This window comes from Janthinobacterium sp. NFX145 (assembly GCF_049810325.1).
GTDB classification, from domain to species: domain Bacteria; phylum Pseudomonadota; class Gammaproteobacteria; order Burkholderiales; family Burkholderiaceae_D; genus Janthinobacterium; species Janthinobacterium rivuli.
In genome coordinates this window covers 2756177-2771231 of record NZ_CP187360.1, presented here as the reverse complement: position 1 = coordinate 2771231, position 15055 = coordinate 2756177, and the positions used below count along the sequence as shown (strand labels likewise).

Here is a 15055-nt window from a genome sequence, read left to right as displayed (position 1 = left end):
AATCAAGCACCTATAGAATTATCTCTTCAAAAAAGAAAGTAATTTTATAGCCTTAAAAGCTCCAACCTTAAATTTAAATACATTTCATATCACAAACTCGAAATAATTACAACAATAAAAATGAGTCAAAAATGGACGCTAGAATTAATTGCTGCCACCACATTTATGGTGTATTATTTTTGAAAATTTTTTAGGAAACCAATATGAAATGGCAGCCCGCATTATTTTTCTTAATCCCAATCCTGAACATAATATTAAATACCCTTGCTTCCAAGACAGCAAAAGAATCGGAGGACTTTATCTCAGCAATGACCTCGCCATCTTTTTTCCTCACAATTTTAATTGGAACGTCATCTGTAATCTGCATGATTACGCTATACAGAAGTGGCATTCCGCTACCAAAAGGTATCTTACTAATGGGGGCAATGTCCATTCTCATCGGATCGTTGTGGGGTATTTGGCATTCAAAGGTAAATTTTACGACCGTAGAGTGGCTTTTATATGCATCAATTCTTATTTTTATGGCAATGAGATTTGTTGAATTTCTGAAAACTGAAAAATAATTAAAGTAAATAAAAATAATTTTGCCACTTATATTAAAGGTAAAAACTTGAAAATTATAACTTTATACAATCATAAAGGTGGCGTATCAAAAACAACCACAACCTTTAACCTCGCAACTTATTTAGCAAATAGCGGGAAAAAAGTACTTATGGTTGATGCCGATCCTCAATGCAATTTAACTGGCATCGCTCTTGCCTCAACTATCCAAAAATTAGATGCAGAAGCAGCAATAGCAGCAAAAAGTAAAATAATCAAAGATGTAGCAGAGTTGCCTGGCACAAGTTTATTAGATGCTTTAAATCAACGCATTAGAGGTGATGCGGCATTTATTGATTTGGCAAAAATAAAAGTTACACAAGTTGAAAATAATTTATACCTCCTACGTGGCTCAGTAGATTTAAGCACAATTGAAGATGATCTAGCCGAGGCACACGTTCAACGATTAAGCATGCGAACTAATTTGATGCGTACATATGTATCAGTTGGAGATTTTTTAATTCGTCTAGGAGCAAAAGAAAAGTATGATTATATTTTTATTGATGTCGGACCAAGCTCTGGCGCGTTAACAAGGGCATTCTTTTTAGTATGCGATGCATTTTTCCTCCCAGTTGCACCAGATAGATTTAACGTTCAAGCAATAGATACATTGTCAAAAATTGTGGACCGTTGGATGCGGGAGCATGCATTCATTGTTGATCAATACTTAGAACTTGGGCTTCCTATCCGACCTGGAAAACCTGCCTTTTTAGGTGGCATAATACAAGCCTTTAAACTATATAAAGGCGAACCAAAGCCAGGATATAAATTATGGATGGATCGTTTACCAAAAGAAATCGTCGCATCACTAAAACCAGTATTTTCAAAAATCAGTACGGAAAAAAAATATTATTTGCCAACCATCAACAAACCAATAGCGATTGAGATTCCAGATTTCAATCAATTAGCCCCACTCATGCAAGATGTAGGGAAGGCAGTCTTCAACATACAAAGAGAAGATACTGCGCGCATATCCGAAAGCGGAATTCCTTGGTCAGGAAATAACTGGACAAAAGCGCAAGCGCGTATGAGCGATTATAAAAGTCGGTTTGAGAAATTGGCAAAAATACTGAACTCATTTTCATGAGGATTAAATGACAGCAGAATTCAAACAACATTTTGTTGCATTTCTTGATATTTTAGGATTCAAGCAAATGGTAGCCCACGACATTTCTCATGATAGTGTCGATTATCTAATGAAGCTATACAAATGTCATCAAGGAGCCGCAAATATATTTCATGATGATCCGACCTGCACGATCACTCAATTTTCAGATTCAATAGTAATTTCAAAACCATATGATGCAAAAGGCTTTACTGGATTTGCAACTCATGTCGCCGAGTATCAACGCCTTTTATTAGACGAGGAATTATTATGCAGAGGTGGTATTGCGGTCAATAAGCATTTCTCCATAAACTCTTTTACTTTCAGTGCGGGGTTAATTGCGGCGTATGATGTAGAAAGTACTACCGCAAGATATCCCCGAGTAGTTATTTCCACAGAAGTCATTGCGTTAGTCTATCCTGATGGCATTGGAAATCCAAACTTTTTAATTAAAGAGGACGATGGCTTATGGTTTATAGACTACATTGGCATTACCTCCAAAATTCGCCCAAAAAAACTAAAATCATCAGTTGAAAATATTGTTTCAGAGTTGGAGCACAGCAACTCATCATCAGTAAGAGAAAAAGGATTATGGCTTGCCTCTTATGCCGATGCAACTTTAAAAACCACATTAAAAAAACCAAAATTTAGTGGCGCAAAAATTAAATAAGAATGAAAATTGAGGCAAAAACATTGAGAAATAATTTCAATAAAAATTGCAAATAAAATATTATCAACCATGCACAATCTAAAAAATAAAACCATCAATTATTTTATGCCCCCCGATATTTTATATTTGTCGATTTTTTATTTCAAACATATTCATTTACAATAAATTTTTCAGAGGAAAAATGGAATTAATTCAGTGGACACTATTCATAGATATGCTAGGTTATCGGGACATAAATGGCTCGATTGAATCAGATAAAGTTGCGATGGATTTTATTTCTTTCATGGATGCCAACAAAAAAATTCTAGATTTAGCTGACAATAAAGAGACAAAAGAAAAATATGCAAAAAATGAACACTTCAATCTTTACAAATATTATGAAATTAGTAGCTGCCTTGTTTCCGATTCAATAATAATAACTTATAAGCCTAAGCAAGTTGAAGACCTGAAAAACATAGACTTAATGTACATGCATTCCGCCAATGCACTTTTTATAATAACCATAAGACTTCAAGCACTAATATTTCATTGCTTCTCTGAAAGAGGAATTTTTCTCCGTGGTGGAATTTCGAATAAATATTGCCTCATAAAAGATAACTTTGCAGTAGGAACAGGATTAATTGAAGCCTACGCCGCAGAAAGTAAAATTGCAATTCATCCCCGAGTAGTATTACACCCGGAAATTGAAAAAGACAAGGTGCTAATGTCAAAAATAAAAATCTTAGCTGAATTTATGTACAATGGGCGACCAATAATTCAAAAAGACAGTTTGGATGAGCTTTTATTTCTTGATTATATTGGCTATGCAATTTCTTCAATTGACGTGAACATACCTATGATTGCAGAATCCGCAAAAAGAGATCCATTAAACTACTTAAGTCATGTCAGTTCCGTGGATATATATATTAAGAAGCACTACGAAGCAATACAAAAAAAACTAACCGAACTAAAACATAGCATAGAAAAAGAGAAGGATAATAAATCAAGTGGGACGCAACTAACCAAGGTTTTAGATAAATTTCTCTGGCTGGCCGAATATCATAATAAATCAATATCCAATTCAAACAATTTAAAAAAATATCATATACAAACTAAATAATTTATTTATTAATGCATTTCAAGTTTAAATTTCTATGCGACTTCTTGAAAATCGAAAAAAATCAGGATGCTATTGTCGCCGGTCTGAAATGCACGTAGGTATTCTATGGTATAACGAAAATTCTAGTGTCTAAATTTCGGTAATATGCTGTTTGAGCATTAGAGCAATCCATCTCTCAGAGCGGTCTTTCCTTTTTTACGGCTAAGATAAGAGCTGAAGATCGCATCCTGATCGTCACTTTCGCTGGTCATGGGCCACAGTTCGAGCTGGACGTGCGTGCCGGCGGCCATCTGCGCGCCGCCAAACTCGTCCATCACGTGCAGGCGCTGGCCATCCACCTCGATGATGGCTTCCAGGTAGTCGCCATCGGTGGCGATGAAGGTGGCGGCAACGATGCTGGCCGTCACTTCTGCGCCTGCTCCAGCATGGCCGGCAATTCCTTCAACATGGCGTCGCGCGTGCGCAAGCCTGCGGACTGCTGGCCTTTCTGCTCGTCCTGCACCAGGCGCGCAAAGACGATGCTGCGCTCGCCCTTGCTGGCCCAGCCCACGAACCAGCCGTAACCATGCGCTTCGTCAAAGCTGCCGTCGGCCTTGCGCGGGAAGGCCGCGCCCGTCTTGCCATGGACTTGCCAGCCGCCCACGTCCGCCAGGCGGGTCAGGCGCTGCGTTGCTTCCATCGCCTGTTTCGTCACGGGCAGCTGGTAATTGACCAGCTTGCGCAAAAAGCCCAGCTGTTCCAGCGGAGAGATTTTCAGCGAAGAACTGATCCAAGAACGCTCCAGGCTGTTGTCCTTGCCCGGATCGCCCGAGACATCCGCATTGCCATAGCGCAAAGCCTTCGCGTATTTCTGGAAGCGCTCGGCGCCCAGCGCCTGCGTGATCTGCTGCGAATACCAGACGACGGAATACTGCATCCAGCGCGACGGGTCCGTATCCTGGCGCCAGGCTTCGCCGCCCCAGTCCACGTAGCCCTGGCGGTACGGCAGGGCCGGCTTGTGCTCGTCCTTGAGGAAGCCGGCGTCATAGCCCATCAGGCTGAGCGCGATCTTGAACGTGGATGCGGGGGTGACTCTGTCGAGGCAATTGCCCTCTTGCAGCAAGACGGCGCCCGTTTTGGCATCGGCCATGGCGGTGCAGATGGTGGCGGCCCGGGCCTGCGAAGCGGCCAGGGTGGCGGCCGTCAGGCCGAGGATAAACTGGAACAATGCGCGATATTTCATGGGCCTCCGGGGTTGGGGGAGAAGGACAAAGCGAAATTGTACCGGGCAGCACGGCGCGATGCCAGCGCTGATAACATTGCCTTGACCTTAGTGACCGCCCGGCTGGCGTTCCCGCTTCAGCCGCTCCTCTTCCAGCTCATCCATGCCCAGCTTTTCCTCGTCGATCAGCGCATGCTCGCGCCGTTCGCGTTCCAGCTCCGCCTCCAGGCTGTCATCATTGACTTCCCGCTCGATTTTCTCCGGCATGCTGTCCTCCTCCACAGTGGTTGACTAGTAATCTCCGGCAAGCTTGCCCGCCTGCGCCACGGCGTCGTGCGGATGCAGGCTTTCCATATGCCGTACGGTAACACGCGCCTGCGGATGGCGTGGCGCCAGCACCGCCTGCACGCGGCGGGCCGCGTCTTCCACATACATCAGGTTAGCACCATTCAGGCGCGCGAACGCCTGTTCGTCCGCCCGTTTCACGGCCGTCTGCAGCGGCGTCGCCAGCGCCGCCTCCACCAGGTCGATCAGGGGGAACAGCTCCAGCTCCGCCTGCTCCGTCAATGACACGGTGACCGTCGCCGTGCTGCGCTGGCTGTGCGGCGTGGCCAGGCTCGCGTGTTCCTGCAGCCAGCCGCGCGCGGCCGCGCCGTCGATGCCGCCCGCGCCGAACCGCGCCGCGAAGGCGTCGGCCAGCAGTTGCCGCGACAGCGCCGCCGAACATGGGCAAGTCGACGAGTAGCCGATCTCCACCGTCAGGGACAGCGCAAAGCCCTGCGAAGTAACACTGGCCTGCAGGCGCACGGGATACGATTTCCAGCCCGACAAGCCCGCCGTCAGCAGCGCCGGCTGGCGCCGCAGCAAGGGAAACGCCAGCGCCAGGCGCGCCTGCGTGCTGCCGCAATCGGCGTGGCTGTCCACCATGCGCCGCAGCACGGCGGCCAGCGCGCCCGCATCGAGCGGCTGCGCGGCGGCAAACGCATCGAGCAGCAGATACAAACGTGACATGTGGATGCCCTTGACGCGCGGGTCGGGCAAATCGACTTGCACGTCGGCCCAGGCATGCACTTGCTGCGCCTGCCCGCCCTCTTCCAGCCACAGGGGCAAGGCGATGCCCTGCATGCCGACCCACTCGAGCGGCAGGGGGCTGCCCAGATGGGGGCCGGCCGCCACGTCAGGCAGGGGCGAGGAAATCGAATCGCGCTTCATGGGATGACTCCATATGCAAACAAGTTGCATATCATGGCGAAAAATCCCCGCATTTGCAAGTATCTTGCATTAATGCGCGTATTGACAGCTCAGCTGGCCTTGCGAAACGTCAGATTGATGCGCTGTGCGCCCAGTACGGCATGTTCGCCTTCCTTCAGGGGCGCCACGCCGTGGAAGCGCAGGCGGTCGGCGCCGCCCCACACCACCACGTCGCCATGCAGCAGGCCGATGCGCGCCGCCTTGTCGGCCCGCTCGGCGCCGCCGAACAGGAAGGTGGCGGGCAGCCCCAGCGAGACGGAGACGATGGGCGCGGTGAAATCGCATTCATCGCGGTCCTGGTGCAGGGCCATGCGCGCGCCGGGCGCGTAACGGTTGAGCAGGCAGGCGTCGGGAACAAAGCCCGGATAGCCGGCCGCCTGCGCCGCCGCCTGCGCCAGGCGCAGGAACACGGGCGGCATGGGCGGCCATGGAAGACCGCTGTCCGGATCGCGCCGCGCATAGCGGTAGCCGCGTCCATCCGTGACCCAGCCCAGTGGGCCGCAATTGCTCATGGCAACCGACATGCGCAAGCCGCCCGGCGTGGCCATATGGCGCAGGGGCGCGGCCAGCACGATGGCGTCCAGGGCCGGCAGCAGCTCGTCCAGGTAAGGCAGCGCGAAAGCGCGCAGCAGGACGGACGCGCACGAGCCCGGCACCAGCGGCACGGGGCCGGCCGGGACTTGCTCTTCATCGGCGAACAGGGACAGGTTCATGCCGCCTATTTTAGCCGCGCCATGGAAAAAGCGCGCGCGGCCGCCCCATGGTGCGCTACAGTAGCGCTTCCAGCCACTACCCGACTCCCTGACGATGGATCATTACGCCGATTTGCTGCAAACCCTGGCGCAGCAGGAAGAATCCCTGCAATTCGAACGCTTCGACAACGACGCCGCGCTGGCCGTGGGCCTGTGGATCGTCGAAGAAGTGCGCAAGCGGGGCAAGGCCGTCACCGTCAACATCACGCGCAACGGTCAAGTCCTGTTCCACCACGCCATGACGGGCGCCACGGCGGACCAGGCGGACTGGATACGCCGCAAGAACAATACGGTGCAACGCTTTTGCCGCAGCTCCTATTACATGGGCATCTCGTATAAAAGCCGCGGCAGCACCTTCGAAGACGTGAAATACCTCGATGACATCGAATACGCGGGCCACGGCGGCGCCTTTCCCCTGCTGATACGCGGCGTGGGACTGGTCGGCACGGTCACCGTTTCCGGCCTGGCGCAGGCGGACGACCACGCGCTGGTGGTGGCCGCGCTGCAGGCGCAGCTGGACGCGCACTGACGCCTCGCAGGCGCCATCCGCGCCGGCTACCGGGACAGGCTCTAAATGCGCTGGCCGCCGTCGATGGGAATTTCCGCGCCCGTGATGTACGAGGCGCGCTCGCTGCACAGGAACTCCACCAAATCGGCCACTTCGGCCGTCGTGCCCAGGCGGCGCAGGGGAATTTGCGTGTCGACGATGTGCGAGGTGCCGGGCGACAGAATCGCCGTGTCGATCTCGCCCGGCGCAATCGCGTTGACGCGCACGTTCAGCGGCGCCATGTCGTTGGCCATTTCGCGCGTCAGCGACGCCAGCGCCGCCTTCGAGCTGGCGTAGGCGGAACCGGCAAACGGGTGCACGCGGTAGCCGGCGATCGAGCACAGGTTCACGACGGCGCCGTGCGCATTCGACAATTCCTGCGCGAAGCCGCGCGTCAGCGCCAGCGGCGCGAAGAAATTCGTGTTGTACATTTCCTGCCAGGTCTGCATGTCGGTGGTCAGCGAATTGACGCGCGAGCCGCCCGGTCCTTTCGGCGACACGCCCGCATTGTTGACCAGGGCGTGCAGTTTCGAGTCGCCCAGCATGGGGCGCAGCGTCTCGACCATCTGTCCGATCTGGCTCAGGTCCGACAAGTCCATGCACACATGCGTGTTGTGCTCCTGGCTGCGTGGGCAACCGCCGGGAATCGGGCTGCGCGAGACGGTGATGACCCGCCAGCCCAGGCTGCGGAAGCGTTCCGCGACGGCGTGGCCGATGCCGCGGCTGGCGCCCGTGACGATGGCGGTTTTCTGTTCACTCATGTTCCTGTTCTTCCTTATCCTGTTCTTGTCCGGTTGTGCCGGCGTGGATGCGCTCCTGGCGCATGACATAGGCCAGCATCTGCGTGCCGCCGTCGAGAATGTCCTGTTCGATGGCGCGCCGCGCGGCCGCGCCGTCGCGCTGGCGCAGCGCGCTGATGATGGCGTGGTGGTGGCCCACCCGCATGTCGGGCGAAAAGCTGGCGTAGCCGGCGGCGATCAGGGGTGCCGTCTGCATCCACAGGTGGTCGACGAAGCGTTTCAAGGTCGGCATGCCGGCCGCCTGCGCCAGGCCCAGGTGAAACGCCTGGTTGCATTGCAGGGCCGCGGCCAGGTCGTGGCGCGCGATGGCCTCTTCATTCGCCTGCAGCAGGCGCTCCAGGTCGGCCAGGGTAGCGGCGTCGGTGCGCTGCGCCGCTTCGAACGCGCCCAGGCCTTCCAGTTCCAGGCGCAGCGCGCGGATTTCCAGGTAGCGCGCCACGCTCAGCACGGGCACGCGGAAGTCACGGGGCGAGCGCAGCACCAGCGCCTCTTCCTGCACCAGCTGCAGCATGGCGTCGCGCACGGGCGTGACGCTCGTGCCCAGCTGCAGCGCCAGCTCACGGATGCGCAGCCGGTCATTCGGCTGGAAGCGCCCGGCCGCCAGCGCTTCGCGCAGCATGGCGTACACGGACTTGCCCAGATTGACGTGCACCAGACTGTCCAGTTGATGGTTCATGCGTGTGTTTGATCGTTGAAAAATTATGATGCATCATACATCAATGTGAAAAAACAGTGTTTTTCCCTGCGTGCGCCGAAGACAGCATGCGCCGCCAGACCGTACAATCAGCCGCCACCGTCTCGAAAGGAATGCACTTGAACTGGGATTATCCGCACGCCCATACCCTGCCCGTCACGCCCGAAGCGGGCGACATCGACGGCTTGCAGCACACCAACAACGCCGTCTACGTGCGCTGGTGCGAGCATATCGCCTGGCACCATTCGGCCACCCTGGGGCTGGACCTCGACGATTACCGGCGCCTGGACCGCGCCATGGCGATACGCCGCGGCGAATACGACTACCTGCTGCCGACGCGGGCCGGCGAAGCGCTGACCCTGGCCACCTGGCTGTGCGCCAGCGATGGCCGCTCCAGCATGGAACGGCGCTTCCAGCTGATCCGCGACAGCGACGGCGCCACCGTCGTGCGTGGACGCTGGGACTTGATCTGCATCGAATTGAGCAGCGGGCGCGCGCGCCGCCTGCCGCCCGAGTTCCTGGCCGTGTACGAACCAGCCATCGTCGCGGCGGGCACGTAAAAGCGGACGCCTGGGCCGCCGTTTTGCGCGCCGTTCGGCGAAGATGCGGGGCTTTTCTTGCGTCTCCGCAGTGCAACATGCATTTCGCTCCTGATTTGCCCGTGCATGCTTTAGAATCAGCGACCTCAGCCCCGTAAAAACAGGATAAAACATATGACGGCAGTCGGGAATACCGAACCACAAGAGCTCAAGCGCGGCCTGAAAAGCCGCCACATCCAGCTCATCGCCCTGGGCGGCGCCATCGGCACCGGCCTGTTTCTGGGCATCGCGCAAACCATCAAGATGGCCGGCCCCTCGGTTCTGCTGGGCTACGGCATCGCCGGCGTCATCGCCTTTTTGATCATGCGCCAGCTGGGCGAGATGGTGGTCGACGAACCCGTCGCCGGCTCCTTCAGCTATTTTGCCGACAAATACTGCGGGCACCTGCCCGGCTTCCTGTCGGGCTGGAATTACTGGGTGCTGTATGTGCTCGTCAGCATGGCCGAACTGACGGCCGTCGGCATCTACGTGCAGTACTGGTGGCCCGGCGTGCCCACCTGGGTCTCGGCGCTGATCTTCTTTTGCGTCATCAACGCCATCAGCCTGCTCAATGTAAAGGCTTTCGGCGAGATGGAATTCTGGTTCGCCCTGATCAAGGTGGTCGCCATCATCGGCATGATCGTCTTCGGCGCATACCTGCTCGCTTCCGGCGACGCCGGTCCGCAAGCCTCGGTGGCCAACCTGTGGCAGCACGGCGGCTTCTTCCCGAACGGCTGGCAGGGACTGGTGATGGCCATGGCCGTCATCATGTTCTCGTTCGGCGGCCTGGAACTGGTGGGCATCACGGCGGCCGAGGCGGATGATCCGAGCACGACGATTCCGCGCGCCACCAACCAGGCCATCTACCGCATCCTGATTTTCTACATCGGCGCGCTGGGCATCCTGCTGTCGCTGTACCCGTGGCAAAACGTCGTCACCGGCGGCAGCCCCTTCGTGCTGATCTTCCATGCGCTCGACAGCAATCTGGTGGCCACGGCCCTGAACGTGGTGGTGCTGACGGCCGCCCTGTCCGTGTACAACAGCGGCGTGTACTGCAACACGCGCATGCTGTTCGGCCTGGCCAAGCAAGGCAATGCGCCGCGCGCGCTGCTGCACCTGAACCGCCGCGGCGTGCCGCTGGTGGCGCTGGGCGTATCGGCCCTGGCGACGGGCGCCTGCGTGGTGGTCAATTACTTCATGCCGGGCGAAGCGTTCGAAGTACTGATGGGCCTCGTCGTGTCGGCGCTGATCATCAATTGGGCCATGATCAGCTGGATCCATTTGCGCTTCCGCGCACAGAAGAAAATCGAAGGCAAGACGACCCTGTTCCAGAGCCTGGGCTACCCGTTCACCAACTACCTGTGCCTGGTGTTCCTGGCCGGCATTCTGGTGATCATGTATTTGACGCCAGGCCTGCGCATTTCCGTCTACCTGATACCCGTGTGGCTCGCCGCGCTGGGCGTCGGTTACTGGATCAAGCAAAGCAAGGCCAAGGCATAGGCTTGCGCTGTATTTTGCAATCGGCAAACAAAAAGCCCGTCTTCGCAGACGGGCTTTTGACATTGGAGGCTGCCGGTTTTACGCCGTGGCGGCCCCACTCTCCTCCGGCAGCACATCGGCTCGCCACGTGCTGATGGTCATGCCCGCATACGACTGCAGCAGCACGTCGTCGCTCAATGTCAGCATCGCCTGCTGGCGCTGCTCCGCCTTTTTCTCTGGAGTCATGCCCAGCTCGTCCGTCTTGTACGGCCCCAGCACGGGCAGCAGGTCGCGCAGCACGGAATAGTTGCCTGGCGTGGTCTTGTCCGATTCCAGCTTGCCCAGGAAATACTTCATGACGCGCTCGGACTGGTTGCCCTCCTGCCGCAGGCTCGCCTTGACCATCTTGCCATCCTTGTACGCCACTTGCGCATCGCTGCTGGCCGTATCCTCGATCTGATGGTAGGTATAGTTCTGCGATTCCGTATTGTCCAGCAGGCGCAACGGCACGCCGGGGACGAGCGTTTCATGGAAGCTGGCGCTCAGCTTCGATTGCTGCTGCTGCCGGATCGACCGCTCGTCCTGGCTGGCGCCGGCCTGCTCCGTCTTTTGTGACACTTCATAATTGAAGCCATCCCTTTCCGCACTGCGCATGGGATTGCTGAATTTCACGGTTTGCGACACGGAGGCGCTGAAATCGGCCAGTCCCGTCAGGATGGACTTGTCCTCGGCCGCCAGGCGCCACTTGCCCGTCGCGGGATTGTCCGTGGCCACCTGTGGCGCGGCGGCGTTGCTGTGCAAGGCAGTGAAGCTATCCTTGAGCATGGACACCAGGCCCGCGTCGCCATGGCCGCGCGACGCCGCCTGGTCGAACTGTTTCATGTAACTGTCCAGCGCCTTGGCTTGGCGCTCCTTGCTGCCCAGGGTATTGAGTTGGCTGGCGTCGACCTTCAGGTCGACGCTGCCGGCCAAGCCGCTGAAGCTGACCTTGCGCTGCGCGCCATCAGCCTGGAAATCGAGGGTTTGAACACTTTCCGGCTCGCCCCGCACCTTCACTTCCGCATGCAGCTTCACCGACTCGAGCACCTGCTGGTCGAACTGCATCAAGCCTTCCAGCTTGATTTTCGGCGTACTTTCTCCCATGCCGTCGATGGCTTCCTGGAAACCTTTCGCCAGCTCGCCCAGGGCGCGCGCTTCAGCGTCGCTGAGGTCGCCGCTGGTCGTCATGTTCACGGCCAGGCCGTCGCCCTGGCTGTCGAGCGACAGCTTGACTTCGACGCCGCTCTTGGTGGTGATGCTGAGGGACACCCGGTCTTCGCCATTACCGTGCAGGCTGCCGGGCGCGATGCCGGATGCGCCATAGATATTCGGCGTGGTGCTTGGCGGCGGCTGCCGCATCGCCTGCGAGAAATTATAGTTTCCCAGCTTGGCCTGGCCCAGCATGGCCGCGCCCAGGCCGCTGAAGCGGCCGCCAAACGCGTACGATGAGAAACTCTTCGTCATCGCCTCGCTGACCTTGTCGCGCGTCGTGCTTTCCCACACCATGGGCGCTTTCACGAACGCGGCCGGCTTGCCGTCGTTCACGCTCTCCGGGCTGAGCGCAACGATGGCAGACGGCGTGGATGCGGGCGCCGGCGCCTCCGTGCGGTTCGACGTGGTGGCGGAGGCCCGTGACGGGGCGCTATTCCAACTGGACAGTGGAGAAATGGAGGTCATGGCGCTGTCACCTTGCAAATGGAGAGAAGAGGCATCATAAAAGTTCGATATGGTTAGTTTTTTTGCAATCACCTGGCGCCAGGCAAACCTGGCGTCACGTTATCTGGCGTGATGGCAAGTACTGCATGGCAATACTGCATTAACGGCAAGAAACGGCAAAGCATGAGCGTCGGGGAAATGAAACATTTTCATGCCGCCAGCCTTGACTACCCACAACAAGTTGAATCTCTGCCGGGAATGTCCATTAAAATGCCAATATGGAACACAAGATTCTGCACGCCCCGCTGGCCAGCTTTACCGACTTGTTGCTCGATGCCGTGTGCATGGTCGACGTGGAGGGACGCTTTGTTTTCGTCAGCGCCGCCTGCGAACGCATCTTCGGCTATACGCAGCAGGAAATGATCGGCAAGCGCATGCTCGATCTGGTCGCTCCCGCCGACCGCGCGCGCACCCTGGCCGCCGCGCAAGCCATCATGGATGGCCATGCGCAGACGCACTTCGAGAACCGCTACCTGCGCAAGGATGGCAGCCTGGCGCACATCATGTGGTCGGCCCGGTGGTCCGCCGCCGACCAGCTGCGCGTGGCGGTGGCGCGCGACATCACCTTGCTGAAACAGGCGCAGGCCAAGCAGGCCGCGCTGTACGCCATCTCCGAAGCCATGCAGGCGACGCAGGACTTGCCCGCCTTGCTGCACCGCATCCAGCACATCATCGGCGAACACTTGCCGACGCGCAGCCTGACCTTGCTGCTGCATGACGAACACGGCGTGCAAGCTCCGATGACTTCCCATGCCGACGACAGCGCGCCCCAGCCAACCTCGTCCCTGGCCAGCCTGCTGTGCGACGAAGTCCTGCGCAGCGGCCGCCCGCTGCGTCTGCAGGCGGGACAACTGGCAGGTCTGCCGGCGGCGCTGCAAACGGCGGCCTGCGCCCTGTCTTCGTGCTGGCTGGCCGTGCCGCTGTATTCGTCCCTGGGCAGCATCGGCGCGCTGGCTCTGCAAGGGGGCCAGGATGCCGTCATCGGCTCGGCGCAAGACCAGGATCTGCTGCAATTTGTCGCCAAGCAACTTGCCACCGCCATCGAGCGCCGCCAGTTGCAGACGCAAATGCAGTTCATGGCCATGCACGACGAGCTGACCCGATTGCCCAACCGCCGCCTGTTCCATGACCGCCTGCACACGGCATTCGCGCGCGCGCACCGCCAGGAAGGCCGGCTGTCGCTGCTGTTTCTCGACCTCGACAACTTCAAGCGGGTCAACGACGAGCACGGCCATGCCTGTGGCGACCTGCTGCTGCAAACGGTGGCGAGCCGCCTGCGCGATTGCATGCGTGAAACCGACACCCTGGCCAGGATGGGCGGCGATGAATTCGTCGTGCTTCTGGAAAGCAATGCCGCGCCGGTGGACGTCAGCCTGATCGAGCAAAAGATCCATGCGGCCCTGGCTGCGCCGCTGCACCTGGGCAACGGACAGCAATTGCAGATCGCCGTCAGCATCGGCGTGGCCCACTATCCGGAAGACGGCGATACCACGCAGCAGTTGCTGCGCCATGCGGACCGGGCCATGTACGCCTCGAAGGTGCTGGCCGCCGCCTCGCGCTAGCCCACGCCCGCCCTTGGCGACAGTCGCGCATGCTATACTTTCCGGCGATGCTGAGACTCTTCAAAACATGGCTGATCCTGCTGTTGATCACGGCGGTGCCACTGCAAACGGCCGCTGCGGGCGCCATGCTGGCGTGCGCGCCTTTCGCAGCCACACCTGCCGTCGCAATGCCGGCCGCCTGCCAGCATCACGCTGCGGACAGCGCCAGCACGCCAGAAGACAACAAGCCCCCTGCCAAGCACCCCGCATGCGGCGCCTGCTCCAGTTTTTGCGCGGGCGCGCTGATGCCGCCCTGCCTCGCCCTGCCTGCCGTGCCCTGCAACGGCGCGCAACAAGTCGCCATCGCAACGTCCACCTTGCCGACGGGATTCATTCCCGACGGCCCGCGCCGGCCGCCGAGACCGCTTTCCGCATAACCCCAAGCACGTCCCACACAGGCCACCGAGGTGGCCACGATAGACCTACTTCGTCTGAAAGCAGCACATGATCAAACATTTATTAGTGCGCGGCGCCTTCGCCGCCATGCTGGGCCTGCCCACGTTCGCCATGGCGGCCCTGCCCGTCATTGAAGTCTACAAGAGCGCCTCGTGCGGCTGCTGTTCCGCATGGATCAAGCACCTCGAAGCGAACGGCTTTACGGTGCGCGCGAAAAATGTCGAGATGCCGGCGCAATACCGCAAGCTGGCCGGCATTCCCGACGCGCTCGGCTCCTGCCACACGGGCCTCGTCAACGGCTACGCCATCGAGGGCCATGTACCGGCCAGCGAAATCAAGCAGTTGCTGCGCGAGAAACCCAAGGCCAAAGGCCTGGCCGTGCCGGCTATGCCGATGGGTTCGCCAGGCATGGAAGGACCGCGCAAGGATGCGTATGACGTCCTGCTGGTCAAGAACAATGGCAGCACCGAAGTCTACAAGCACTACAAATAACCCTGAGGGGAAATGAAAAACGCCGCCGGAATCGC

At 57.1% G+C, this 15055-nt stretch carries 18 protein-coding genes; 10 read left to right on the top strand and 8 right to left on the bottom strand.

The features are described from left to right. Nucleotides 1–203: 203 nt before the first annotated feature. The 4 genes from ACPJXG_RS12370 to ACPJXG_RS12355 all read left to right on the top strand — a co-directional run bounded on the left by ACPJXG_RS12370 (nt 204) and on the right by ACPJXG_RS12355 (nt 3474). Nucleotides 204–563 carry a hypothetical protein gene (locus ACPJXG_RS12370; RefSeq protein WP_425254428.1) on the top strand — a complete coding sequence of 120 codons (360 nt, stop codon included), beginning with the start codon at nt 204–206 and terminating at the stop codon, nt 561–563. Between the two features lie 47 nt (nt 564–610). Then, nucleotides 611–1687: a ParA family protein gene (locus ACPJXG_RS12365; RefSeq protein ID WP_425254427.1), complete on the top strand. Its 1077-nt coding sequence runs from the start codon at nt 611–613 to the stop codon at nt 1685–1687. A 7-nt stretch (nt 1688–1694) separates the two neighbouring features. Continuing rightward, a complete protein-coding gene (locus tag ACPJXG_RS12360; RefSeq protein ID WP_425254426.1) occupies nt 1695–2375 on the top strand; it encodes a hypothetical protein in 681 nt (226 codons plus the stop codon). Between the two features lie 181 nt (nt 2376–2556). Continuing rightward, nucleotides 2557–3474 (top strand): hypothetical protein, encoded by a 918-nt coding sequence (locus ACPJXG_RS12355; RefSeq protein ID WP_425254425.1) that lies wholly within the window; start codon nt 2557–2559, stop codon nt 3472–3474. Between the two features lie 158 nt (nt 3475–3632). Here ACPJXG_RS12355 and ACPJXG_RS12350 read toward each other — a convergent pair whose 3' ends face one another. The 5 genes from ACPJXG_RS12350 to alkB form a co-directional block, all read right to left on the bottom strand. After that, nucleotides 3633–3881: a hypothetical protein gene (locus tag ACPJXG_RS12350; protein ID WP_425254424.1), complete on the bottom strand. Its 249-nt coding sequence runs from the start codon at nt 3879–3881 to the stop codon at nt 3633–3635. Further along, the gene (gene blaOXA / locus ACPJXG_RS12345; protein WP_402718457.1) at nt 3878–4696 is read right to left on the bottom strand and encodes a class D beta-lactamase; all 819 of its coding nucleotides are present in this window, start codon (nt 4694–4696) and stop codon (nt 3878–3880) included. Before blaOXA ends, ACPJXG_RS12350 begins: the two co-directional genes overlap by 4 nt. Nucleotides 4697–4783: 87 nt before the next feature. Beyond that, a complete protein-coding gene (locus ACPJXG_RS12340) occupies nt 4784–4942 on the bottom strand; it encodes a hypothetical protein (protein WP_157814607.1) in 159 nt (52 codons plus the stop codon). A gap of 24 nt (nt 4943–4966) precedes the next feature. Further along, nucleotides 4967–5887 (bottom strand): GTP cyclohydrolase FolE2, encoded by a 921-nt coding sequence (gene folE2, locus ACPJXG_RS12335; RefSeq protein WP_425254423.1) that lies wholly within the window; start codon nt 5885–5887, stop codon nt 4967–4969. Nucleotides 5888–5976: 89 nt separating this feature from the next. Continuing rightward, the gene (alkB, locus tag ACPJXG_RS12330) at nt 5977–6639 is read right to left on the bottom strand and encodes a DNA oxidative demethylase AlkB (protein ID WP_425254422.1); all 663 of its coding nucleotides are present in this window, start codon (nt 6637–6639) and stop codon (nt 5977–5979) included. Nucleotides 6640–6733: 94 nt separating this feature from the next. On the opposite strand from alkB, the gene ACPJXG_RS12325 reads away from it, so the two are divergent. Beyond that, complete coding sequence (locus ACPJXG_RS12325; protein ID WP_116744637.1) at nt 6734–7207, top strand: heme-degrading domain-containing protein; 474 nt, start codon at nt 6734–6736, stop codon at nt 7205–7207. A 41-nt stretch (nt 7208–7248) separates the two neighbouring features. Here the strand turns inward: ACPJXG_RS12325 and ACPJXG_RS12320 are convergent, their stop codons facing one another. Then, on the bottom strand, nt 7249–7986 hold the full coding sequence (locus ACPJXG_RS12320; protein ID WP_219136911.1) for an SDR family NAD(P)-dependent oxidoreductase: 738 nt from the start codon (nt 7984–7986) through the stop codon (nt 7249–7251). Further along, nucleotides 7979–8701, bottom strand: a complete 723-nt coding sequence (locus ACPJXG_RS12315; RefSeq protein ID WP_425254421.1) for a GntR family transcriptional regulator — start codon at nt 8699–8701, stop codon at nt 7979–7981. Before ACPJXG_RS12315 ends, ACPJXG_RS12320 begins: the two co-directional genes overlap by 8 nt. Before the next feature lie 86 nt (nt 8702–8787). Between ACPJXG_RS12315 and ACPJXG_RS12310 the strand changes: the two genes are divergently transcribed. Together ACPJXG_RS12310 and ACPJXG_RS12305 are read left to right on the top strand one after the other, a co-directional pair. Next, entirely contained in the window at nt 8788–9279 is a 492-nt protein-coding gene (locus ACPJXG_RS12310; protein WP_425254420.1) for an acyl-CoA thioesterase, read from the top strand. A gap of 153 nt (nt 9280–9432) precedes the next feature. Beyond that, on the top strand, nt 9433–10797 hold the full coding sequence (locus ACPJXG_RS12305; RefSeq protein ID WP_219313833.1) for an amino acid permease: 1365 nt from the start codon (nt 9433–9435) through the stop codon (nt 10795–10797). Between the two features lie 78 nt (nt 10798–10875). Here ACPJXG_RS12305 and ACPJXG_RS12300 read toward each other — a convergent pair whose 3' ends face one another. After that, entirely contained in the window at nt 10876–12492 is a 1617-nt protein-coding gene (locus ACPJXG_RS12300; RefSeq protein WP_425254419.1) for a hypothetical protein, read from the bottom strand. 257 nt (nt 12493–12749) lie between these two features. Here ACPJXG_RS12300 and ACPJXG_RS12295 point away from each other — a divergent pair, with 257 nt between their 5' ends. The 3 genes from ACPJXG_RS12295 (at nt 12750) to ACPJXG_RS12285 (ending at nt 15020) form a co-directional block, all read left to right on the top strand. Beyond that, a complete protein-coding gene (locus ACPJXG_RS12295; RefSeq protein ID WP_099402180.1) occupies nt 12750–14093 on the top strand; it encodes a sensor domain-containing protein in 1344 nt (447 codons plus the stop codon). 47 nt (nt 14094–14140) lie between these two features. Then, nucleotides 14141–14509, top strand: coding sequence for a hypothetical protein (locus tag ACPJXG_RS12290; protein WP_158300138.1), 369 nt, complete (start codon nt 14141–14143; stop codon nt 14507–14509). Nucleotides 14510–14576: 67 nt separating this feature from the next. Next, nucleotides 14577–15020, top strand: a complete 444-nt coding sequence (locus ACPJXG_RS12285) for a DUF411 domain-containing protein (RefSeq protein WP_035819413.1) — start codon at nt 14577–14579, stop codon at nt 15018–15020. Nucleotides 15021–15055: the final 35 nt, after the last annotated feature.

What these genes read in the sequence shown, in the direction of transcription:
- ACPJXG_RS12360 (WP_425254426.1), top strand. Translation starts at nt 1,695, where the DNA reads ATGACAGCAGAATTCAAACAACATTTTGTTGCATTTCTTGATATTTTA.
- folE2 (WP_425254423.1), bottom strand. Translation starts at nt 5,887, where the DNA reads ATGAAGCGCGATTCGATTTCCTCGCCCCTGCCTGACGTGGCGGCCGGC.
- ACPJXG_RS12310 (WP_425254420.1), top strand. Translation starts at nt 8,788, where the DNA reads ATGCGCCGCCAGACCGTACAATCAGCCGCCACCGTCTCGAAAGGAATG.
- ACPJXG_RS12305 (WP_219313833.1), top strand. Translation starts at nt 9,433, where the DNA reads ATGACGGCAGTCGGGAATACCGAACCACAAGAGCTCAAGCGCGGCCTG.
- ACPJXG_RS12325 (WP_116744637.1), top strand. Translation starts at nt 6,734, where the DNA reads ATGGATCATTACGCCGATTTGCTGCAAACCCTGGCGCAGCAGGAAGAA.
- ACPJXG_RS12295 (WP_099402180.1), top strand. Translation starts at nt 12,750, where the DNA reads ATGGAACACAAGATTCTGCACGCCCCGCTGGCCAGCTTTACCGACTTG.
- alkB (WP_425254422.1), bottom strand. Translation starts at nt 6,639, where the DNA reads ATGAACCTGTCCCTGTTCGCCGATGAAGAGCAAGTCCCGGCCGGCCCC.
- ACPJXG_RS12300 (WP_425254419.1), bottom strand. Translation starts at nt 12,492, where the DNA reads ATGACCTCCATTTCTCCACTGTCCAGTTGGAATAGCGCCCCGTCACGG.
- ACPJXG_RS12370 (WP_425254428.1), top strand. Translation starts at nt 204, where the DNA reads ATGAAATGGCAGCCCGCATTATTTTTCTTAATCCCAATCCTGAACATA.
- ACPJXG_RS12355 (WP_425254425.1), top strand. Translation starts at nt 2,557, where the DNA reads ATGGAATTAATTCAGTGGACACTATTCATAGATATGCTAGGTTATCGG.
- ACPJXG_RS12290 (WP_158300138.1), top strand. Translation starts at nt 14,141, where the DNA reads ATGCTGAGACTCTTCAAAACATGGCTGATCCTGCTGTTGATCACGGCG.
- ACPJXG_RS12315 (WP_425254421.1), bottom strand. Translation starts at nt 8,701, where the DNA reads ATGAACCATCAACTGGACAGTCTGGTGCACGTCAATCTGGGCAAGTCC.
- ACPJXG_RS12285 (WP_035819413.1), top strand. Translation starts at nt 14,577, where the DNA reads ATGATCAAACATTTATTAGTGCGCGGCGCCTTCGCCGCCATGCTGGGC.
- blaOXA (WP_402718457.1), bottom strand. Translation starts at nt 4,696, where the DNA reads ATGAAATATCGCGCATTGTTCCAGTTTATCCTCGGCCTGACGGCCGCC.
- ACPJXG_RS12340 (WP_157814607.1), bottom strand. Translation starts at nt 4,942, where the DNA reads ATGCCGGAGAAAATCGAGCGGGAAGTCAATGATGACAGCCTGGAGGCG.
- ACPJXG_RS12320 (WP_219136911.1), bottom strand. Translation starts at nt 7,986, where the DNA reads ATGAGTGAACAGAAAACCGCCATCGTCACGGGCGCCAGCCGCGGCATC.